This is a genomic window from Guyparkeria sp. TX1 (assembly GCF_046523965.1).
In the GTDB taxonomy this organism is placed as follows: Bacteria; Pseudomonadota; Gammaproteobacteria; order Halothiobacillales; family Halothiobacillaceae; genus Guyparkeria.
Genome location: NZ_CP144142.1, coordinates 414,813 through 434,899 on the forward strand (window position 1 = coordinate 414,813; position 20,087 = coordinate 434,899).

Here is a 20,087-nt window from a genome sequence, read left to right on the forward strand (position 1 = left end):
TCCCGCGCCAGTCACCCTCCATTCCTGCAGGCAACTACTCTTTCGACGCCGCCTGACCTTCGGAGGAATCGGACAACGCCTCGGTCAGCTCGGCGGCCGTCAACGGGCGCGGCTCCTGGGTCACCGGATCGAGCGAGGCGATGTCCTTCTCGGCGGAGACGGTCTTGAGATCGCGGAACTTGCGCGCGCTGGGCAGCACGCGGGACTCGAGCGTACCCACGGAGCTGTTGTAGGCATCCACGGCCTGATTGAGCCGATTGCCCACCTTGTTCCAGTGATCCGCCAGCGTGCCGATGCGCTCATAGAGCTCCTTGCCCAGCGCGGCCACCTCGGCGGCATTCTGCGCCATGGCCTCCTGCCGCCAGCCGTAGGAGACGGCCTTCAACAGCGCGATCAGGGTGGTGGGGCTCGCCGGGATGACGCGGTTCTCGGCGCCGTACTCGATCAGCCCCGGGTCCTCGGCCAGCGCCGCGGAGAAGAAGGCCTCGCCCGGAACGAACAGCACCACGAACTCCGGTGACGGGTCGAACTGGTCGAAGTAGCTCTTCTTCGCCAACTGGCCGACGTGATTGCGTACCTGGCGGGCATGGTGGACCAGTGCGGCCTTGCGGGCGGTCTCGTCGTGCGCCTCGACGGCCTGCAGGTAGGCGTCCACCGGCGCCTTGGCATCGACCACCACCTGCCGACCACCGGGCAGGTGGACGATCATGTCGGGGCGCAGGCGGCCGGCCTCGGTGGACTGGCTGACCTGCTCCTCGAAGTCGCAGTGTTCGAGCATGCCGGCCATTTCGACCACGCGCTTGAGTTGCAGCTCGCCCCAGCGCCCGCGCGCCTGCGGCTGGCGCAAGGCCTTGACCAGGTCCGCGGTCTCGCGGTGCAGCCGCGGCAGGTGGGTCTGCAGCAGGTCGTTGACCTGCTGGCTCAAGGCCGAATAGGCGCCGGTACGCGCCTGCTCGAGCCCGTCGAGCTTGGTATCGAATTTCTCCAGGCGCTCGCGGATGGGCGCGGTGAGCTGCTCGATCGCCTTGTGGCGCGCCGAGAGGTCATCCTTCGCCTGGTGCTGGAAGCGCTCGAGATTCTCGCGGGCCAGCTTGAGAAAGGATTCGTTGTTGCGCGACAGCGCATCGGCCGACAGCCCCTTGAAGGCATCCGAGAGCTTCTCGCGCGCCTCATCGAGAAGCTTCAATTTCTCCTCGGCCGCCTCGCGCTCGCGTTCGAGCCGTTCGGTCAGCTCGGCCTTCTCCGACTTGAGCGCACTGGTAGTCGACCGCTCGGCATCCAGCGCGGCCTGCGCCTCGCGCCGGCGGGTCTCGAGCGCATCACGCATCTCGACCAGATGCTGGCGCTCGGCCTCATGGCGGGCTGCCATGGTGCGCGACTCCGCCAGCTCATCCCGGGCGGTGCGCAGGGCCACGGTCTCGTCCTCGAGCAGGGTCTCGAGGCGCTCGTGTTCCGCGGCCAGTCGGTCGCGTTCCCTGGCTTCCGCCCGCAGCCGCGCCGCCAGCCAGGCGGTCGCCACCAGCATGACCAGCGCGACCGCTACCAGCCCCCAGGCAACCGGGTTGTCGATCAGCACGTCGATGGACGTCATGCGGTCTCTCCTTCATCCACCGGCCAGGGCGTGCCCGCCCGGCGGTGCGTGTCTAGTAATTGGCGCGCCTCGGCCACGTCCGCCCCGATCTGCTCGACCAGGGCATCCAGCGATTCGAAGCGTCGTTCGTCGCGGATGTCGGCGAGGAATTCGACCGTCGCCAACTGCCCGTAGAGATCGCCGTCGAAGTCGAGAACGAACACTTCCAGTCGCGCCTCGGCGCCATCGACGGTCGGGCGGGTACCGATATTGGCCACGCCAAAACGCGGTCCGCCGTCGATGCCGCTCATCCGCACCAGAAAGACTCCGCGCAACGGCGACAGCCGGCGTCGCAACGCGATGTTCGCGGTGGGAAAGCCCAGCTGCCGCCCGCGCTTGTCGCCGTGCATCACCCGCCCGCAGAGAAAGAACGGATGGCCCAGCAGGCGCGCGGCGGCGGCCACGTCACGGGCCTCGAGCGCCGCACGCACCCGCGTCGAGGAGACGCGCTCGCCATCGAGGGTGACCGTCACCGCCCGCTCGACGCCGAATCCCAGCCGCGGCCCCATCGATTCCAGCAGGGCGAAATCGCCGGCGCGCTTGGCGCCGAAACGAAAATCGTCACCGATCACCACGTGCCGGGCGCCCAGCGCCTCGACCAGCAACTCGTTCACGAACGCCTCGGCCGACATCCCGGCCAGGCGCGCATTGAATGGCATCAACACCAGCCGGTCGATCACGCCCAGCGCCTCGAAGGCCTGAAAACGCTCGCGCAGGCGGGTCAGCCGCGCCACCGGCGGAACACCGTGACGCTCGGCGAAGAACTCGCGCGGCAGCGGCTCGAAGATCACCACCGTCAGCGGCAGGTCCAGCGCGTCGGCCCGTTCGGCCGCCTGCCGGATCACCGCGCGATGCCCACGATGCACGCCATCGAAATTGCCGATGGTGACCACCGCACCGCCGACCGGGGCGGCGTCAGGTGGCGTTGTCCCGTGAGACAGGCGGATGAGGTCCATTCGGGCTTCCTTCAATTACGTTCCGTCATTGACGCTCGCGGGGCACCAGGCGATCGAAGGCGACCACCGATACCAGGCGCCGCGGGGTCTGCCCCATTGCCGCGGCAGCCGCAACGAATACCGCCACGCCAAGCATGATCAGGCCGAGCACCGCCCCGAGCCGCTCGAACCACGCCCAGGCAGACCAGACCTCGGCGGCCGGGCTCATCCAGAGCAGCAGACCGGCCATCGCCAACGCGGCGAGCGTGATATGGCCGATGAAGCGACGCGTGCCGGGCTCGACCCGCCAGACCCCACGCTGGCGCAGGGTCCAGCCCAGCAGAAGGGCGTTGACCCAGGCGGCCATCACGGTGGTCAATGCAAGCCCCACGTGGGCGAGATTGCCGCCCAGCCAGATGATCCACGGCACCACCAGCAGCGCCTTGAAGACCAGATTGGCGCCCACCGAGATCACCGCGATGCGCACCGGGGTCACCGTGTCCTGCCGGGCGAAGAAGCCCGGCGCGAAGATCTTGATCAGCAGGAACGCCGGCAGGCCGAGGGCATAGGCGACCATCGCCATCGACACCATCTGCGTGTCGGTGGGCGAGAACGCGCCGTACTCGAACAGCGTCGCCAGGATCGGCACCGACAGCCCGATAAGGCCGGCCATCGCCGGCACGCCGATCAGCAGGGTCAGGCGCAGCGCGCCGTTGACGGTGCGATTGTAATCCTCGTCGCTGCCCCGGGCGAACGCGCGCGACAGCGCCGGCAGGATCACCGTGCCGATCGCCACCCCGAACACCCCCAGCGGCAGTTCGACCAGCCGGTCGGAGTAGTACAGCCAGCTCACCGAGCCGGCCACCAGCAAAGAGGCGAGGATGGTGTCGATCAGCAGGTTGATCTGGGTGACCGAGGCGCCGAACATCGCCGGCAGCATCAGCCGCAAGGTCTTGCGCACGCCGGGATGTCGACCGATCCGCGGCCGGGGCAGCAGCCCCAGCCGGGCGAGAAACGGCAGCAGGAAGAACAACTGCAGGATGCCGGCGACGAACACACCCCAGGCCAGCGCCATCACCGGCTCGTCAAAGAACGGCGCGGCGACCAATGTCGCGCCGATCAGGCTCAGGTTGAGCCAGATGGGCGCGAGCGCCGGCATGGCGAACCGGCCAAAGGCGTTCAGGCTACTGGCGACGAAGGCGGTCAGCGAGATGAACAACAGGTACGGGAAGGTGATCATCAGCATCGTCTCGGCCAGCTCGAGCTGGGCCGGATCGTCGGTGAAGCCCGGTGCGAACAGCAGGACCAGCAGCGGTGCCCCGGCCAGCCCCAGGGCGACGACCACCGCGACGATCGCCGCCAGCGTGCCGAACATGTAATCGACGTAACGCTTGAGCTCCTCGCGCGTCGAGGTCTCGCGGTACTCGGACAGCACCGGCACGAACGCCTGCTGGAAAGCGCCCTCGGCGAACAGCCGGCGCAGGAAGTTCGGAATCTTGAAGACGACGAAGAAGGCGTCCATCGACGCACTGGCGCCGAACACCCGCGCGAGCAGCATGTCGCGGACGAAACCCAGCACCCGCGAGATCATCGTCATGCCGCCGAAAGCCGCGCTGCTCTTCCAGATGCTCATGCGGTCAATTCCTCCCGACTCCCGCGCTCGTCTGCATCAATCAACCGAAGTAGCTCGGTTCCGGTCGCCTGTGACGCGAGGCGGTTCCGCACTACCGCCGTGCTCAGCGACCGGGGCGATTTTCTTTGCTCGCGTGAAAGAAAACCGCCGAAAAGAAAAGCGCCGGATGTTTCGCCGCGCGCGGCGCGGTTCCCTGCGTTTCTCGCTCCAGCCGAGCCGTGCCGACGGGCATCCCTGCTCGACGGCACGGTTGCGCGCGTCCCTGCGCGCAATCCTTCGGACTGATTCGGCTTCCACTGCGATACTCGGCGAAACATACGGGGATCGACTCGCCCTCTGGTGGTCTTGTTTATTTCAGTGAACACAGCCGTTGGGATCACGGCGTCCTTTCGGAGGCTTCCAGCCCCCATAACGGCGCCACCACGTCCCAGACATTCTCCAGCACCTGCTTCTGCCCCTCGGCATTCGGGTGGATGCCGTCGTCGAACATCAACTCGCGATCGTCGGCGGCTCCTTCCAGGAGGAAGGGCAGCCCCGGGAGATCATTCTCCTCCGCAAGTCGGGCGTACATGGCGGCGAAGGGATCGGCGTAGGCCGGGCCGTAGTTGCTGGGCAGCATGATGCCCAGCAACACCACCTCCGCACCGTAAGCCTCGGCCCGGTCGATCAGGGTCTGCAGGTTGGTCTCGATGACGCCCAACGGCAGTCCGCGCAGGCCGTCGTTGGCGCCCAGTTCCAGGAGCACCCAGTCGTAGGCACCGGTATTGAGGACCTCGGGCAGGCGGGTGAGCCCGCCGGAGGTGGTCTCGCCGCTGGCCGAGGCATTGGTAATCTCGAACAAGCCTGGAACGCGCTGGTCCAGGCGTTCACGCAGCAGCGCGACCCAACCGTCCTCGGCCGGCAGCTTGTAGGCCGCCGAGAGCGAATCGCCGAATACCAGCACTTGCGTCGCCCCCTGCGTCGGCGCAGACGGGCTGTCGTCACCTATACTCGCGCCGACTCCGAAACACAGCAGCAACAGCCCGGCGATACCAGCCGACAAACGACTTCCGAGCATTCTCCATGTCCTCATCCGATACCCCCCGAGACGACAGCCAGCCAATCCTGACCGTCGAGGGCGTCACGCAGACCGTGCGCACGCCCGAACCGCTGACCATTGTGCATGAGGCCACCCTGCAAATCTTCCCCGGCGAGGCCGTCGCGCTGGTCGGTCCGTCGGGGGCCGGCAAGTCGACGCTGCTGGCGCTGATGGCCGGGCTGGATACGCCCACCGCCGGTCGGATCACGCTGGCCGGCCAGTCGTTGGAGGACCTGGACGAAGACGGCCGAGCGGCGGTGCGCGCCGGGCATGTGGGCTTCGTGTTCCAGTCTTTCCAGCTGATCGACGGACTCAACGCGTTGGAGAACGTCGCCCTGCCCTTGGAACTGGCGGGCGAACGTGGCGCGGAGGCCCGGGCACGCGAGGCACTGGTGGAGGTCGGCCTGGGTGAGCGGCTTGCCCACATGCCCCGCCAACTCTCCGGCGGCGAGCAGCAGCGTGTCGCACTGGCGCGCGCCTTCGTGATCGAACCGGACATCCTGTTCGCCGACGAACCCACGGGCTCGCTGGACACGGCCACCGGCGAGCACGTCATCGACCTGCTCTTCCGCCTGCGCGAACGCCACCGGACCACCCTGGTGCTGGTGACCCACGACCCGGCCCTGGCCGCCCGCTGCGACCGGGGCTTCGAGGTGAATGCCGGCCGGGTCAGCGACTGGCAACCCGATCCGGATGCGCTTCGGGGTCCGAAATAATGGCCGGGGCCATGCACAACGCCCGACTGGCCTGGCAAGGGCTGGTACGCGAGGTGCAAAACGGGCTGCTCACGCCCATGCTGCTCGCCCTGCTGGTGGCCGTGTCGGCGGTGACGGCGGTGGGTTTCTTCGTCGACCGCGTCGACGGGGCGATGCGTGCACAGGCGGCCCAGTTCCTCGCCGCCGACGCCCGGGTGGAATCGCCCGATCCGCTCGACGAGGTCGTCGGGATCGCCCAGGAACTGGAACTGACCACCAGCCGGCACGTCAGCTTTCCCACCGTGGCACTCGCCGGGCAGCAGAGCCAGCTGGTCGGCGTCAAGGCAGTCGACGGCGCCTACCCGCTGCGCGGCGACCTGCGCATCGACGACGGCGAGACGGTGAGCACGGTCGAGCACGGCCCGCCACCGGGGCAGGCCTGGATCGCCCGACGCGCCCTGCTCTCACTGGACGCGGCGATCGGCGATTCGATCGCGGTGGGGCAGTCAGAGCTGACGATCGGCGCGGTGCTCGAACGCGAACCCGACGTGGGCAACATCTTTGCCCAGGCCGCGCCCAGGTTGATGATCCACCACGACGATCTGGCCGCCACCGGGCTGGTGACCGACACCAGCCGCGTCGAACACGCCCTGCTGCTGGCGAGCGATGCCACCGATCGCGACGCCCGGTTCGAGCGACTCGCCGAGCGCCTGCCCGACCGCTTGCAGCTGGAACGCCCGGAATCCAGCCAACCGGCGTTCGAGACCGCCTTCGACCGCGCCGCGCGCTTTCTCGGCTTGGCCTCGGTGGTCGCCGTGCTGCTCGCTGGCGCGGCGCTGGTGATCGCGGCACGACACTACAACCGCGTGCAGCAGGGGGCAGCCGCGCTGATGCGCGCACTGGGCGCGTCCTCCAAGCAGATCGGGGCGATCTACCGCTGGCGCCTGCTGATGTTGGCCCTTCTGGCCGCCATCCCGGGCATCGCCATCGGCGCGCTCACGCAATTGCTGCTCGCCGACCTGATGGCACAGGTGCTGGAGGTCGACCTGCCGCCACCGGGATTCACACCGGTGGCGCTGGGACTGGCGGTCGCGCTGGTCGCGTTGTTCGGCTTCGCCCTGCCCAGCCTGGTGCAGCTCAAGCACACCCCGCCGCTGCGGGTGCTGGTCGAGCACGCGGTCGCGCCCAGCCCTGCGGCGACGCTGCTGTTCGGCGCGGGTATCGCCGCGATCACGCTGCTGGTCTGGTTCCAGGCCCGCGATGCCGCGCTGACGTTGTGGGTGCTGGTCGGGCTGGGGGCGAGCCTGCTGGTCTTCCTGGCCGTGGCCTGGCTGCTGGTGACGCTGCTGCGCCGCTGGCCGGCCCGGGGCGTGGCCCGCTTCGGGCTGGCGCGCATGGCACGCGCCCGCTGGATGTCCGCCACCCAGATCGCCGCGCTCGCGCTGGGCGTGACCGCGGTGCTGCTGCTCTCGGTGGTCCGTTCGGACCTGATCGATGCCTGGGAGCGCCAGATCCCGACCGATGCACCCAACATCTTCGCCATCAATATCCAGCCCGAACAGGTCGATGGCATGCGCGCCTTCCTGCAGGATGCCGGCATCGAGAACGCCAGCTTCTACCCCATGTTGCGTGCCCGCTGGACCGAACTGGACAACGATCCGGTGGACAAGGCGCGCTACGATGGGCGCGCCCATCGACTGGCCACGCGGGAATTCAACCTCTCCGTGGGCGAGGAAGCCGCCGCGCACAACCGCGTCACCGCCGGCTATCTGGGCGACGAGGGTTTCTCGGTGGAAGAGGGTATTGCCGAGACGCTCGGCTGGTCGCTGGGCGACCGGTTGACCTTCACCGTGGACGGCCGAGAGGTGACCGGCCCGATCACCTCGCTGCGTGAAGTCGACTGGGACTCGATGCGACCGAACTTCTTCGTCATCGCCAGCTCATCGCTAATGGACGGCGTGGCCACGCAGTACATCACCAGCTTTCATTTCCCCGACGGCGCGCCGGAAACACAGGTGGCACTGCTGCGCGAGTTTCCCACGGTGACGCTGTTCGACGTCTCTCGGATCCTCGACGAGGTGCGCACGCTGATCGACCGGGCCAGCCAGGCGGTGGAGTACGTGTTCGCCTTCACGCTGGCCGCCGGCCTGGTGGTGCTGCTGGCCGCCTTCGGTGCAAGCGAGCGCCAGCGCATCCACGACGCCGCCGTGTTGCGGGTAATGGGCGCGAGTCGCGGCAAGGTGGTCGCCGCGCTGTGGATCGAGTTCCTCACCCTCGGGCTGTTGGTGGGAATGCTCGCGGCCGTTGCCGCGATGGCCGTCGGCGCCACGCTCTCGGCCCGGGTATTCGGCCTGCCGCTGGCGTTCAACCCCGGCTTGCTCCTTTGGGGGCTGGGCGCCGGCCTTCTGCTCGCGGCCCTGGTCACGCCGCTGCTGGCCCGCCGAATGACAAGTATCGCCCCGGCCCGCGCATTGCGGGGCTGATTGCAGCAGGATGCGTGGAACCGAGCCTATGGGGCTTGTTTACCGCCCTTCTCCTCATTTCGACGCGCATCGCGAACGAAAACACCGCTTTTCCGACGATCGAGATCGAACAGCCCAATGGTCTCGAACAGCGAACTGAGCTTCGTGTAGCCGTAATTGCGCGGATCGAAGTCATTGGCTGTCTTGCTCATGTAATTGCCGACCAGGCTCAGATTGGCCCAACCATTCTCGTCCGACGTCGCCTCGACAGCCGCACGCGCGAGCCGCACCAGCGCCGTGTCACCCCGCAGTTCCTTGCCACCACGGGGCTTGTGCACGGGCATGACGTCCTCTTCCTCGGGCGCGGTGAACACTTCGGTGTAGATGAAGCGGTCACAGGCTGAGACGAAGGCCTTCGGTGTTTTCTTTTCGCCAATGCCAAAGACACTCAGTCCCGATTCGCGGAGCCGTGCGGCCAGGCGGGTGAAATCACTGTCGCTGGATACGATGCAGAATCCCTCGAAGCGATTCGTGTAAAGCAGGTCCATGGCATCGATGATCATTGCGCTGTCGGTGGCGTTCTTGCCGCTGGTGTAACCGAACTGTTGCATGGGCTGAATGGAATGATCCAGCAACACCGCCTTCCACTTGCCCAGTCGCGGGGTGGTCCAATCGCCGTAAATCCGCTTTACGTGGGCGACGCCGATCTTGGCCACTTCGGCCATCAAGCCATCCACTATGCCCGGCTGGGCGTTGTCAGCGTCAATCAGAACAGCGAGTGAGAGGTTCGAGCCATGTCCGTTGGCCATGATGAATTCCTTTCGTTATTGGCCCTTTGATGGCCCTTGCGTTATGTATGGCGTGCATTCCGGCAATCATCAGGCAAAGAGATCGTCGATTTCGTCCCAGAGGGCGCGGTAGGCCTGGTTGGCCGGGTGGCGCGGCTCGCGGTAGACGGAGGGCTGCTGGTCCTCGCCCATCTGCTCGACAACTGAGGCGTAGGGGATTTCGCTGTCGAGTAGCTCGGGGATGTCGTGGCGATGGCGGTCGGCGAACTCGCGGTGCATGCGCCGGCGACGGTCGACCAGGGAGAGGAAGGCGCGCAGCCGTTCGGGGTTGATGTGGCGCTCGTCGAGGTGGCGCTTCAATTGGAACCAGGTGCGTTCGGACAGGTGGGTGGGCACCATCGGCACCAGCACCATGTCGGCCGCGCGCAGTACGTTGTCCGCCAGCAGCGACAGTCCCGGCGGCGCGTCGATCCAGATTTCCTCGAACTGTTCGGCGAGCGGGTCGATCAGCTTGGCCAGCCGATAGCCGGCATCCTTCTTGTCAGCGAGATGGTGCTCGATCGCCTGCTGACCGGGCAGTGCAGGCAGTACCCAGAGGTGGTTGTGGATGGTGGGGCGGACCGAGGCAGCCAGCCCCTTGGGCTTGAGGAGCTTCTTGACCGACCGCTCCGCACCCGCCTCCGATTGCAGGTACCACGACGCCGCGCTTTGCGGGTCGAGATCCCAGACCAGCACGCGCCGACCGGCCGCCGCCGACAACGCCGCCAGGTTGACCGCCGCGGCGGTCTTGCCCACCCCGCCCTTGACCGAATACAGCGCCACCGTCTGGGCCATGCCTCTCCTGCTCCTGCCTCGATTGAACGTCCAGCCGAGCATAGCATCGGGCGGGGGCGGACTTTGTGACAGCCGGCACCGACGGTCACGAGCGAAGCGCTGGTTTCCCGTCAGTGCTCGCCCAGTTCCTTGAGCTTGCGGGTGACGGTGTTGCGCCCCCAGCCGATCAGCGCGGCTGCCTTCTGCTTGTGCCCACCGGTGTAGGCCAACGCGGCCTGCAGCAGGGTGCGCTCGAAGGCCGGCCCGGCGGTGGCGAGCAGGTCCTGGTCGCCGGCCTTGAGCCGGGCATCGGCCCAGCGCGACAGGTCGCTGGTCCAGCGCGAGAGCAACTGGTCGTCGCCAGCGACGGCGTGCTCGCCGCCCAGCCCTTCGGTGATGGTATCGGGCAGGTCGTCGATGCTGATCTCGTTGCCCGGCGCCATCACGGTCAGCCAGCGGGCGATGTTCTCCAGCTCGCGGACGTTGCCCGGCCAGGGGTAGTCGCACAGGCGGGCCTCGGCGGCGCGGGTGAGGGTCTTGACCGGCACGCCCAGTTCCTCGGCGGCGCGGACCAGGAAAAAGCGCATCAGCTGCGGGATGTCCTCGACCCGCTCGCGCAGGGAGGGCAGCTTGAGGCGAATGACGTTCAGCCGGTGGTAGAGGTCCTCGCGGAAACGCCCCTCCTTGACCAGCTCCTCGAGCCGCTGGTGGGTCGCGGCGATCACGCGCACGTCGCTCTGGATCAGCGAGGTACCGCCGACGCGGTAGAAGTGGCCGTCGGAGAGCACCCGCAGCAGGCGGGTCTGCAACTCCAGCGGCATGTCACCGATCTCGTCGAGGAACAACGTGCCGCCCTGCGCCTGCTCGAACCGGCCGCGCCGCTGGGCGGCCGCGCCGGTGAACGCGCCCTTCTCGTGGCCGAAGAGCTCGGATTCCAGCAGGTCCTTGGGGATGGCCGCGGTATTGAGGGCGACGAACGGCCCGTCGCGACGCTGACTGTGCCGGTGCAGGGCCCGGGCGACCAGTTCCTTGCCGGTGCCGGACTCGCCGTTAATCAGCACGGTGACCGACGAGCGCGCCAGCCGACCGATGGCGCGGAAGATCTCCTGCATGGCCGGGGCATTACCGATCAGCTCCGAGCCGGACTCGGCCTCCTCCGGCACGGCGGCATGCTGCGCGCGTTCCCGCGAGGCGTCATAGGCCCGCTCGGCCAGGCGCACCGCCTCGTCGATGTCGAACGGCTTGGCGAGATAATCGAACGCCCCCTTTTCGAAGGCACCCACCGCGCTCTCGAGGTCCGAGTGTGCGGTCATGATCACCACCGGGATCTCTGGGTGCTCGACGGCCAGCCGGGTAAGGAAGCTCAAGCCGTCCTCGCCGGGCATGCGGATGTCCGAAAAGATCACGTCCGGCAGGTCGCCGCGATCGAGCCGGGCCTGGGCGCTGGCCACCTCGTCGAAGGACTCCACGGCGAAGTCGGTGGTGGCGAGCGCTCGTTCCAGGACCCAGCGGATGGCCTGATCGTCGTCGATCACCCACAGGCGGGGGATGGGACGTCCATTGTTCGGCTTGTCGGCGGCTTGCATGGTCGGCTCACTCAGTCGGAGAAAGAGATGTTTTCCGCCCCGGGGCATGGTCGCCGTCGGGGTGGATGGGCAGGATCAGGGAAAACCGCGTGAGGCCACGCTTGGGCACGAACTCGATCATGCCCTGGTGGCGCTCGGCGATGGTCTGGGCCAAGGACAGTCCCAGCCCGCTGCCACCGGCCCGGCCGCTGACCATCGGCAGGAACAGGGTCTCGACCAGGTCCTCGGGCACGCCAGGGCCGTTGTCCTCGACGTCGATGCGCACGGCCAGACGGTGGCGCTTGCCGTGGATGGTGAACTGGCGCATCACGCGGGTGCGGAAGGTCAGCCGCGGCTCTGGCGTGTTGCCCTCGCGCATGGCCTGGACGGCATTGCGGGCGAGGTTGAGCAGCACCTGCACCAACTGGTCGCGATCAGCCCAGACGTCGGGGATCGACGGGTCGTAGTCCAACTGCCAGTCGAGCGGTTTGTCACCGGCCTCGATCCGCAGCAGCTGACGGACCTGCTCGAGCGGCTCGTGGACGTTTACCCAATGGCAGTCCGGCCGGTCGATCGGGCCGAGCATGCGGTCGATCAGCCCGCGCAGGCGATCGGTCTCCTGCAGGATGATGCGGGTGTACTCGGTCAGGCGGTCGTCGGGCAACTCGCGTTCCAGCAACTGCGCCGCCCCACGCAGGCCGCCCAGCGGGTTCTTCAGCTCGTGGGCCAGCCCGCGCATCATCTGCCGGGTGGTCATCTGCAGGGAATTGATGCGCGCGTCACGCGAGATGCGCAGGTGACGCTCGATGTCGTTGAATTCGAGCATCACCCGAGCGCGGGGGTAGTCCGGTCGCGGCGTGATCGCGCAGTCGGCCACGCGGGTGGACTCGTGGGCCAGCACCAGCTCGATCTCGCGCAGGGTCATGACCTGCTGCGAGACCAGCGCCTCGCGGATGGTCTCGGCGAGCAGGGGATTGGCGGCGAACACCGTGTCGAAGCCCGATTTGAGCGCGGCGCTGTAGCTGGTGCCGAGAAACTGCTCGGCCGCCGAGTTGAGATAGATCGGCCGATTGCGCTCGTCGAGCACCACGATCGCGGTGTTGAGGGTGTCGGCAAGCCGGGGCTCGGATCTCGGGTTCATGCACTGCTCCACCGGGCGCGAAACGATCGACAGGCCAGGCCTGCCGGGCGGCTGACGATTTTGGTGCAATTAGCGTGCCCGGCCGAGAACCGGTGGACGGACCATGACGGATCGCATGGTGACGGGGTTTGCCCTGATTGCCAGCCCGAGCCGGGGAGTTTGGCCAGCAAACGATTGCACCAGGTCAGTGCATGAGAATAGACGATCGCACCGTTATTGGGAGGGCGTCATCAATTGAAAACGCACCGGCGCACTCTCCTTGACGACCTCGCCGTCGCGGTGGATCTGCGCCACCAGCACGTGCTCGCCGGGCGCAAGCCCGTTGATCAGGTGACGACGTCCGGAGGAGTCACGCACGCGCGGCTCGCCATCGACGAGGATGCGTATTCGATCGCCGCCCTGCAGGTTCGGCTGCATCACCAGCGCAACCGTGATGCTGCCCTGCAGACGACTGGCCACCTCGCCATCGGCTGGCTCGACGATGGCCAGATGCTGGTAGCCCGCGGGTTCGTCGCCTGCCTCGCGCGATGCGGCATCCTTGCCAGCCTCCGCGCCCGTCGTCTCGCCCGATCCTGCCGGAGCGTCGCGGGGTACATCGGCAGACGGCTCGGGACGGTCCGTCGGGGCGGACTCGCCCTGGCGAGGCTCGGGCACGTCCACCGGCGTCATGGGGATCACCGGGGCATCCTCGACCTCGTGGACGGCCGCGCCCTCGACCGGCTCGTCGGTGAACACCGTCTCGCCGGCGCTGTTGGTGTACTGGTAGATCTTGGCGGCCGACAGGGGTTGGGCCAGCACCAGCAGCAGGGGCCAGAGCAGGTGGACGCGACGCGGCGATCTTCCAGTGACGACTCGCATGAACACTCCCTCGATGGTTGGCGGCGGGTTACGCCTCGGCGTCAGGACCCGGGCGGCCGGATCACGGCACGCAGGCGATCCAGTCGGGACTCAAGCGCGGTGCGATCCGGCGCGGTGACCGTGACGTGACCGAGCTTGCGCCCCGGACGCGGGGTCTTGCCGTAGTCGTGCCAATGGGTACCCGGCACGGCCAGCACCGCCGCCGGGTCGGGCAGGCTGCCGACCAGGTTGAGCATGGCGACCTCGCCGAGCGGGTCGGTCTCGCCCAACGGCCAGCCGATCACCGCGCGCACGTGGTTCTCGAACTGCGAGGTGAGCGCACCGCCCAGGCTCCAGTGGCCGCTATTGTGCACGCGCGGTGCCATCTCGTTGATCACCAGCCGACCATCCACGACGAAGAACTCGATCGCCAGCACGCCGACGTAATCGAGCTTTTCCATCACCAGCCGCGCCGCGCGTTCGGCATCCGCCTGCAGCGGGTCGCTGGTATGGGCGGTGGTCTGCCAGAGGATGCCGTGGCGATGTTCGTTGGTCACCAACGGGTAGACCCGCGCCTCGCCGTTGCGACCGCGCACGGCGACGATCGACACCTCGCGCTCGAAGTGCTGCATCTTCTCCAGCACCGCCGGGGCACCCGCCAGCGCCTCCCAGGCGGAGGCTGCCTCGCCGGGGTTGCCCGGCCCGCCCTCGTGGGCGGCATGGGCCGGATCGGCCAGGCGCACCTGCCCCTTGCCGTCGTAACCGAAGCGTCGCGTCTTGAGAATCGCCGGGGCGCCCAGGTGACTGATGCCCTGGACGATGTCGCGCACCGAGTCGACCTGCACCCATGGCGCGACCGACAACCCCAGCCCCTCGAAGAACTGCTTTTCCTCGACGCGATCCTGCGCCACGGCCAGCGCCTGAGGGTTGGGCATCAGGCAATTGCGCGCGGCGACCAACTCGGCGGAAGCCTGCGGCACGTTCTCGAACTCGAGCGTGACCAGATCACACTCGACCGCCAGGCGCTCGAGGGCCTCGGCGTCGTCGAACTCGGCACGCAAGTGGCGACCGACCGAGGCGGCCGGCGGCTCCATGGCCGGGTCGAGGAAGGTAAAGCGATGCCCCATCGCCACCCCGGCCAGGCCCAGCATCTGGCCGAGCTGGCCACCACCGATCACGCCGATGTGCAGCCCGGCCGGCTCGCCGGTGCGCCCCTCGACGCGCGGCACCTCGCACTGATCCTGAACGCCGCCCATCGGCTCAGCCCTCGCCCGGCTCGGGCTTGTCGAGCACCATTTGCGTCTGGCGCTCGCGCCAGGCATCCAGCCGCTCGGCCAGCGCCTCGTCGTTGTTCGCCAGCGTGGCGGCGGCCAGCAGCGCGGCATTGATCGCGCCGGAGCGACCGATCGCCAGCGTGCCCACCGGGACGCCGGCCGGCATCTGCACGATCGAGAGCAGCGAGTCCATGCCCGAGAGGGCCTTGGACTGCACCGGCACGCCGAATACCGGCAGCCGCGTCTTGGACGCGACCATGCCCGGCAGGTGGGCCGCGCCACCGGCCCCGGCGATGATCACCTTAAGCCCCCGGCCGACGGCCGTATCGGCGTAGTCGAACAGCTTGTCGGGGGTGCGGTGCGCAGAGACCACCTCCTTCTCGAAGGGGATGCCCAGCGCCTCGAGCGTTTCGCAGGCATGGCTCATGGTCTCCCAGTCCGACAGCGAGCCCATGATCACGCCGACCAGCGGTTGCGCACTCATACGCCCGTCACCATGGCCGGCAGAACGTCCTGCAATTGCGGGTGCGTGTTCGCCACGCCCACGGCGGCGACGTACAGGAAGACCAGGATGGCCAGCACCCAGGCACTGGCGCGCAAGCCGCGGGTCTTGCCAAAGCGCATCGCGACCAGGCCCAGGCCGATGTAGACGATCAGCCCGACGATCTTGACGGTGAGGAAGTCGGGGTGGACGCCATTGCCCCAGAACAGCAGCCAGGCGGCGACCAGGGCGCTGACCAGCAGCACGGTGTCAACCACGTGTGGGGTGATCTTCACCCATTTCTTGCTCAACATCGGCGAGCCGGAGAGCATCCAGATGCCGCGCACCACGAAGCCGATGAGCGAGAGTACGGCCGCCAGGCCGTGCAGGTGAATCCAGAGGGAGGCGTTGGCCATGGGGTATCTTCCCGATTGATGTGTCCGTGATTACCGCGGGGGAAATTCCCCAAGATGCGGAAAGGGCCAAAGCATAAATCATCGGCGCCCACCCCCCAAGGTCGCTACACTGGACTCCCTCGAACGCCTTGAGGTGACGCCATGCAGCTACCCAACCACCTGGTCTCCCTGCCGATTGGCGGGATCGGCTGGCTGATCGCGCTGGCCAGTCTCGCCTGGGCGGTGCGCATTGCACCCTGGCCGGCCCTGCGCGCCGAGCCGATGCGGATTCACCTGGTCCTCCTGGCCGTTGTCTTTCTGACCGGTATGTGGACGCTCTCGGCCACGCTGATGCCGGGACTGACCCTGCATTTTCTCGGCGTAGCGACGGTCACGCTAGTTATCGGGCTGGAACTGACCCTGATTGCCGGCCTGATCGCGGCCATTCTCTCGGCACTGCTATTCGGCCATGGCCTGGCCATCACCGGCTGGACGTTTCTGCTGAGCGCCGCCCTGCCCGCCGCGATCACCTACGGCATCACGCGCGCCTCGCAGCGCTTTCTGCCGCCGAACTTCTTCATTTACCTGTTCATCGGCGTGTTCCTCTCCGCGGTACTGGGCGTGCTGGCCCACGGTGGCGGTACCGCGTTGCTGGTGATGGCGCTGGGGTTGTACGACGGCGACATCGTCTGGAACAACTACCTGCGGATCCTGCCGCTGCTGGCGTTCTCGGAAGGGGTGATCAACGGCATGCTGATGACGGCCCTGGCGCTGGTCAGCCCGCAGTTGGTGATCTCCTTCGACGATCACCATTACATCGACGGCCGGTGAACCGAGCGATCCGGGTGGTCCAGGCCGGCGGTGCTAACGGATTGCGTCCTGATGTCTCCCATTTGCAAGATGCAACTCCCGCCGCTGTCATCAGTCGAACCGGACTGGGGTAAGCGTTTGTTTATGAACGGACGCCGACCCGCGCGCGGGTGGCATGGAACCTGCTTTACCAAGCCCTAGCCGAGCAGGAGTGAGCTCGGGTAACTAAATGACACGAGATATCAGGAGTTCCTCATGAAAAAACTGACCGCGATCGCATTCGCCTCCGGTCTGGCCGTTGCCTCCGGGCAGGCCATGGCCGCCGACGTGGACGCTGGCAAGAAGCTCTACGAGCAAAGCTGCGCCTCCTGCCACGGCCAGAAGGCCCAGGGCCAAGGCATGTTCCCGGCACTGGCCGGCAAGGGCGCTGACCACATCGTCACCGCGCTGGGCCACTACAAGGACGGCAACCAGGACGCCCTCAAGGAAATGGGTGATCTGGGCGGTTCGAACTTCGCCATCATGGCCCCGAACGCTGCCGGCCTGTCCGACGGCGACATGGAGAACCTGGGCGCCTACATCGAGAGCCTCTAAGCTCCCGCGCCCGACACCCGGGGACACCCCGGGGCAAACGAAAACCCGGACCACATGGTCCGGGTTTTTTTGTGGTCGATGCCGGCGACAAAAGACCGGATGCAAGCTCGGGCTCGGTCGCCTGACCGCGCCCACGACGCTGCGCGGCGTAGGCGACCGGGTGGTTTCAGCGCCCGCTGCGCAGGCGGTCGAGCCGCAGGCGGTCACGCGCGTCGAACAGGCGCCGTGCGCCCAGCTGCACCGCCACCAGCGAGCCGAAGCCCGTCGCCGCGGTGATCAGGAACATGATCAGGATCTGGTACTTGACCGCCTCGATCGGGGGCGAGCCGGCCAGGATCTGGCCGGTCATCATACCCGGCAGGCTGATCACGCCGGCGGCGGCCAGCATGTTGAGCGTCGGGATCAGGCCGGCGCGCATCGAATCCGATCGCAGCTCGGAGGTGGCATCACGCACCGTGTGACCCAGCACCAGCCGCGCCTCGATCTCGACGCGGGTCTGCCAGGCCGTCTGCGTCAGGTTGTTCAGTGCCAGCCCGATGCCCGTCATGGTGTTGCCGAGGATCATCCCCAGCAGCGGGATGGCGTATTGCGGCTCGTACCAGGGATCGGTCTCGATCATCAGCGTCAGGGCCAGCACGGTAACGATCAGTGCGGTCACGCTCATCGACGCCAGGCCAATGCCGTAGCCATGCCAGCCACGGATGGCCCGCTTCTGCCGCGCGACCACCTCGTAACCGGCCAGCCCCATCATCACCAGCGCGATCAGCACGATCCACGGCAGCGTGGCCGCGTCGAACACCGCCTTGAGGATCACGCCCACCAGCAGCAGCTGCAGCACCATGCGCACGCTGTTCAGGGCCAGGGTGCGGAACAGGCCCAAGCCGAGCAGTATCTGCACCACCCCGAGGGCCAGCACCAGACTGGCCGCCACGACCAGGTCGACCGGCGTCAGGCTATACAGATCCATGCAGCACCCCTCCCTCGGACGTCATTTCCAGCCAGCGATCGCCGTGGGCGTCGATCTCGCGCGGATCGTGACTGATCCACACGGCGGCTGCGCCCTGATCGCGCAGGTAGTCGAGCAGCAGGCCCGCCATCGCCTCGGCGTTGTCACGGTCGAGGTTCGCGGTCGGCTCGTCGAGCAACAGCACGCGCGGCTCGAGCGCGAGGGCCCGCAATACCGCCAGCCGCTGACGCTCACCGGAGGACAGGCGCTCGACGGGCGAATCCCACAAGGCCGCCCGCAGGCGCAAGCGTTCCCACCAGGCCTCGGACGGCCGGGCCGGGAAGTGCTCGGCGACCGTGTCGGCCCACCAGCCGGACTCCGCCGGCACCAGGGCCACCTGGCGGCGCCAGTCGGTCGCCGGCATGGATTGCTGCTCCACGCCCTCCAGGCTGATTTCGCCCTCGTGCGGAGACAGATCGGCCAAGGCGCGCAACATCTGGCTCTTGCCCACGCCCGACTCACCGCGCACCGGCAGCACCTCGCCGGCGGCAAGCGCGAACGAGACCGGCGGCACATTGGGCCCGCACAGCCCCCTCACCTCGAACAACATGCAGCTCCCCCTGTCGAAAAACGCGCCACACAAACAAAACGCCGGCCCTCGGGCCGGCGTCGTTGCTACTAGCGGGCCGGCGAAGCGGCCCGTCTTGCGACCTTACTGGGCCGCGGCACCTGCCGGTGCCTCACCGCCGGCCTCGGCCGGGGGTTCTTCCTTGTCCATGACCGCGATGTAGGCACCCAGGGCCTCGATGTCATCATCGGTCAGACCCTTGGCCTGCGGGATCATCGCGTAGGAGTTCGGACCCATCTCCTGACCCTTGCGGTAGATCTTCAGCAGGTTGATGGTCTGGTCCATCTTGGTGCCGGCCAGCTTGGGCGCGTTGAACAGCTCTTGACCCTCACCCTCGGCGCCGTGGCAGATGGCGCAGGAGGAGTACAGCGCGCGACCGCGGTTGATCACCGACTCGCTGACGATACGCGGCTCGGCCGGCTTCTCTTCCTTCTTGGCCTCGTCACCCTCGGACTTGGCCTCGTCACCACCTTCGCTGGCGCCGGCATCGCCGCCACCGCCATTGGTGCCACCGAACTCGTCGGCGATGTAGACCGACAGGTTGGCGATCTGCTCGTCGGAGAGGCTGGAGGCGTTCGGCGCCATGGTGCCGAAGCGGTCACCCAGACCCTGCTCCTTGAGGTAGTCCTGATCGCCTTCACGGTAGGCAGTCAGCTTCTTCTGCACGTCGGCTGCGTCCATCTCGGTGAGAACCGGGAAGGCGCCGCCCTGACCGTTGCCGTCGGCACCGTGGCAGGCCGCGCAGGAGGCGTAGGCTTCCTTGCCGGCTGCAACGTCACCATCAACGGCACCACCGTTGCCACCGTCAGAGCCGCCGTCACTCTCGCTGTCGCCACCGTCGGCCGAACCGCCGGCACCACCACCGAATTCGTCACCGATGAAGGCGGCCAGATCACCGATGTCCGCGTCGGACAGGTTGGCGGCGTTCGGTGCCATGGTGCCGTAACGGTCGCCCAGGCCCTGCTCCTTGAGGTAATCCTGATCGCCATCGCGGTAGGCAGCCAGCTTCTTCTCGGCCTCGTCAGCCGGGATGCCGGTCAGCACCGGGAAGGCGCCGCCCTGACCCTTGCCATCCGCGCCGTGACAGGCGGCACAGGAAGCGTACTTTTCCTTGCCGGCAGCGATGTCACCACCGGAGCCGCCAGCAGAGGACTTCTCGTCGCCGCCCGACTTCTTCTCGTCAGCCGAGGCGGTCTTGGTTTCCTCTTCCTTGGTTTCCGGCTTCTCGACCACCTGCCCTTCGAGCGAGTTCTCGCCCGCGGTGTTGAAGAGCGCGTTCACGAGATAGAACACGGCAACCAGCAGGACCAGCGCCGAGACGAAGCCAACCAGCTTCGACATCGGATCGACCTTGGGGGTATGTTGAGCCACGAGAGTCCTCC

At 67.4% G+C, this 20,087-nt stretch carries 19 protein-coding genes; 4 read left to right on the forward strand and 15 right to left on the reverse strand.

All coding sequences use genetic code 11. The annotated features are described in order from the left end of the window. Positions 1-34: 34 nt before the first annotated feature. From rmuC to VWP12_RS01995, 4 genes are all read right to left on the reverse strand, one after another. Positions 35-1,591 (reverse strand): DNA recombination protein RmuC, encoded by a 1,557-nt coding sequence (gene rmuC / locus VWP12_RS01980; RefSeq protein ID WP_410474378.1) that lies wholly within the window; start codon positions 1,589-1,591, stop codon positions 35-37. Beyond that, entirely contained in the window at positions 1,588-2,586 is a 999-nt protein-coding gene (gene ribF / locus VWP12_RS01985) for a bifunctional riboflavin kinase/FAD synthetase (protein WP_410474379.1), read from the reverse strand. Before ribF ends, rmuC begins: the two co-directional genes overlap by 4 nt. A gap of 25 nt (positions 2,587-2,611) precedes the next feature. Further along, a complete protein-coding gene (gene murJ / locus VWP12_RS01990; RefSeq protein WP_410474380.1) occupies positions 2,612-4,198 on the reverse strand; it encodes a murein biosynthesis integral membrane protein MurJ in 1,587 nt (528 codons plus the stop codon). Positions 4,199-4,574: 376 nt separating this feature from the next. Beyond that, the gene (locus VWP12_RS01995; protein WP_410474381.1) at positions 4,575-5,255 is read right to left on the reverse strand and encodes an arylesterase; all 681 of its coding nucleotides are present in this window, start codon (positions 5,253-5,255) and stop codon (positions 4,575-4,577) included. A 5-nt stretch (positions 5,256-5,260) separates the two neighbouring features. On the opposite strand from VWP12_RS01995, the gene VWP12_RS02000 reads away from it, so the two are divergent. Both VWP12_RS02000 and VWP12_RS02005 read left to right on the forward strand, forming a co-directional pair. Next, entirely contained in the window at positions 5,261-5,992 is a 732-nt protein-coding gene (locus tag VWP12_RS02000; RefSeq protein ID WP_410474382.1) for an ABC transporter ATP-binding protein, read from the forward strand. Continuing rightward, positions 5,992-8,454: an ABC transporter permease gene (locus tag VWP12_RS02005; protein WP_410474383.1), complete on the forward strand. Its 2,463-nt coding sequence runs from the start codon at positions 5,992-5,994 to the stop codon at positions 8,452-8,454. The genes VWP12_RS02000 and VWP12_RS02005 overlap by 1 nt, the downstream gene beginning before the upstream one ends. A gap of 26 nt (positions 8,455-8,480) precedes the next feature. Here VWP12_RS02005 and VWP12_RS02010 read toward each other — a convergent pair whose 3' ends face one another. From VWP12_RS02010 to VWP12_RS02045, 8 genes are all read right to left on the reverse strand, one after another. Next, positions 8,481-9,242 (reverse strand): NYN domain-containing protein, encoded by a 762-nt coding sequence (locus VWP12_RS02010; RefSeq protein WP_410474384.1) that lies wholly within the window; start codon positions 9,240-9,242, stop codon positions 8,481-8,483. 69 nt (positions 9,243-9,311) lie between these two features. Next, the gene (locus tag VWP12_RS02015; protein WP_410474385.1) at positions 9,312-10,055 is read right to left on the reverse strand and encodes a ParA family protein; all 744 of its coding nucleotides are present in this window, start codon (positions 10,053-10,055) and stop codon (positions 9,312-9,314) included. A gap of 110 nt (positions 10,056-10,165) precedes the next feature. Continuing rightward, positions 10,166-11,620 (reverse strand): nitrogen regulation protein NR(I), encoded by a 1,455-nt coding sequence (gene ntrC / locus VWP12_RS02020; RefSeq protein ID WP_410474386.1) that lies wholly within the window; start codon positions 11,618-11,620, stop codon positions 10,166-10,168. Between the two features lie 7 nt (positions 11,621-11,627). After that, positions 11,628-12,740, reverse strand: a complete 1,113-nt coding sequence (gene glnL / locus VWP12_RS02025) for a nitrogen regulation protein NR(II) (protein ID WP_410474387.1) — start codon at positions 12,738-12,740, stop codon at positions 11,628-11,630. 213 nt (positions 12,741-12,953) lie between these two features. Then, complete coding sequence (locus VWP12_RS02030; protein WP_410474388.1) at positions 12,954-13,598, reverse strand: DUF4124 domain-containing protein; 645 nt, start codon at positions 13,596-13,598, stop codon at positions 12,954-12,956. Positions 13,599-13,639: 41 nt separating this feature from the next. Continuing rightward, entirely contained in the window at positions 13,640-14,833 is a 1,194-nt protein-coding gene (locus tag VWP12_RS02035; RefSeq protein ID WP_410474389.1) for a 5-(carboxyamino)imidazole ribonucleotide synthase, read from the reverse strand. Between the two features lie 4 nt (positions 14,834-14,837). Continuing rightward, on the reverse strand, positions 14,838-15,335 hold the full coding sequence (gene purE, locus VWP12_RS02040) for a 5-(carboxyamino)imidazole ribonucleotide mutase (RefSeq protein WP_410474390.1): 498 nt from the start codon (positions 15,333-15,335) through the stop codon (positions 14,838-14,840). Further along, complete coding sequence (locus tag VWP12_RS02045; protein WP_410474391.1) at positions 15,332-15,748, reverse strand: SirB2 family protein; 417 nt, start codon at positions 15,746-15,748, stop codon at positions 15,332-15,334. Before VWP12_RS02045 ends, purE begins: the two co-directional genes overlap by 4 nt. A 141-nt stretch (positions 15,749-15,889) precedes the next feature. Here VWP12_RS02045 and VWP12_RS02050 point away from each other — a divergent pair, with 141 nt between their 5' ends. Both VWP12_RS02050 and VWP12_RS02055 read left to right on the forward strand, forming a co-directional pair. Then, positions 15,890-16,558, forward strand: coding sequence for an energy-coupling factor ABC transporter permease (locus tag VWP12_RS02050; RefSeq protein ID WP_410474392.1), 669 nt, complete (start codon positions 15,890-15,892; stop codon positions 16,556-16,558). A 234-nt stretch (positions 16,559-16,792) separates the two neighbouring features. Beyond that, positions 16,793-17,131 carry a c-type cytochrome gene (locus VWP12_RS02055; RefSeq protein ID WP_125198190.1) on the forward strand — a complete coding sequence of 113 codons (339 nt, stop codon included), beginning with the start codon at positions 16,793-16,795 and terminating at the stop codon, positions 17,129-17,131. Positions 17,132-17,297: 166 nt separating this feature from the next. Here the strand turns inward: VWP12_RS02055 and VWP12_RS02060 are convergent, their stop codons facing one another. The 3 genes from VWP12_RS02060 to VWP12_RS02070 all read right to left on the reverse strand — a co-directional run bounded on the left by VWP12_RS02060 (position 17,298) and on the right by VWP12_RS02070 (position 20,076). After that, entirely contained in the window at positions 17,298-18,098 is an 801-nt protein-coding gene (locus VWP12_RS02060; RefSeq protein WP_125198191.1) for an ABC transporter permease, read from the reverse strand. Then, a complete protein-coding gene (locus tag VWP12_RS02065) occupies positions 18,085-18,687 on the reverse strand; it encodes an ATP-binding cassette domain-containing protein (protein WP_204742111.1) in 603 nt (200 codons plus the stop codon). The genes VWP12_RS02060 and VWP12_RS02065 overlap by 14 nt, the downstream gene beginning before the upstream one ends. Positions 18,688-18,789: 102 nt before the next feature. Beyond that, complete coding sequence (locus VWP12_RS02070; protein ID WP_410474393.1) at positions 18,790-20,076, reverse strand: c-type cytochrome; 1,287 nt, start codon at positions 20,074-20,076, stop codon at positions 18,790-18,792. Between the last annotated feature and the right edge of the window lie 11 nt (positions 20,077-20,087).

Coding starts and splice junctions, on each gene's coding strand:
- VWP12_RS02050 (WP_410474392.1), top strand. CDS start 15,890: ATGCAGCTACCCAACCACCTGGTCTCCCTGCCGATTGGCGGGATCGGC.
- purE (WP_410474390.1), bottom strand. CDS start 15,335: ATGAGTGCGCAACCGCTGGTCGGCGTGATCATGGGCTCGCTGTCGGAC.
- VWP12_RS02065 (WP_204742111.1), bottom strand. CDS start 18,687: ATGTTGTTCGAGGTGAGGGGGCTGTGCGGGCCCAATGTGCCGCCGGTC.
- ribF (WP_410474379.1), bottom strand. CDS start 2,586: ATGGACCTCATCCGCCTGTCTCACGGGACAACGCCACCTGACGCCGCC.
- VWP12_RS02030 (WP_410474388.1), bottom strand. CDS start 13,598: ATGCGAGTCGTCACTGGAAGATCGCCGCGTCGCGTCCACCTGCTCTGG.
- VWP12_RS02010 (WP_410474384.1), bottom strand. CDS start 9,242: ATGGCCAACGGACATGGCTCGAACCTCTCACTCGCTGTTCTGATTGAC.
- ntrC (WP_410474386.1), bottom strand. CDS start 11,620: ATGCAAGCCGCCGACAAGCCGAACAATGGACGTCCCATCCCCCGCCTG.
- murJ (WP_410474380.1), bottom strand. CDS start 4,198: ATGAGCATCTGGAAGAGCAGCGCGGCTTTCGGCGGCATGACGATGATC.
- VWP12_RS02045 (WP_410474391.1), bottom strand. CDS start 15,748: ATGGCCAACGCCTCCCTCTGGATTCACCTGCACGGCCTGGCGGCCGTA.
- VWP12_RS02055 (WP_125198190.1), top strand. CDS start 16,793: ATGAAAAAACTGACCGCGATCGCATTCGCCTCCGGTCTGGCCGTTGCC.
- VWP12_RS02060 (WP_125198191.1), bottom strand. CDS start 18,098: ATGGATCTGTATAGCCTGACGCCGGTCGACCTGGTCGTGGCGGCCAGT.
- VWP12_RS02015 (WP_410474385.1), bottom strand. CDS start 10,055: ATGGCCCAGACGGTGGCGCTGTATTCGGTCAAGGGCGGGGTGGGCAAG.
- VWP12_RS02005 (WP_410474383.1), top strand. CDS start 5,992: ATGGCCGGGGCCATGCACAACGCCCGACTGGCCTGGCAAGGGCTGGTA.
- VWP12_RS02035 (WP_410474389.1), bottom strand. CDS start 14,833: ATGGGCGGCGTTCAGGATCAGTGCGAGGTGCCGCGCGTCGAGGGGCGC.
- VWP12_RS02000 (WP_410474382.1), top strand. CDS start 5,261: ATGTCCTCATCCGATACCCCCCGAGACGACAGCCAGCCAATCCTGACC.
- rmuC (WP_410474378.1), bottom strand. CDS start 1,591: ATGACGTCCATCGACGTGCTGATCGACAACCCGGTTGCCTGGGGGCTG.
- VWP12_RS01995 (WP_410474381.1), bottom strand. CDS start 5,255: ATGCTCGGAAGTCGTTTGTCGGCTGGTATCGCCGGGCTGTTGCTGCTG.
- glnL (WP_410474387.1), bottom strand. CDS start 12,740: ATGAACCCGAGATCCGAGCCCCGGCTTGCCGACACCCTCAACACCGCG.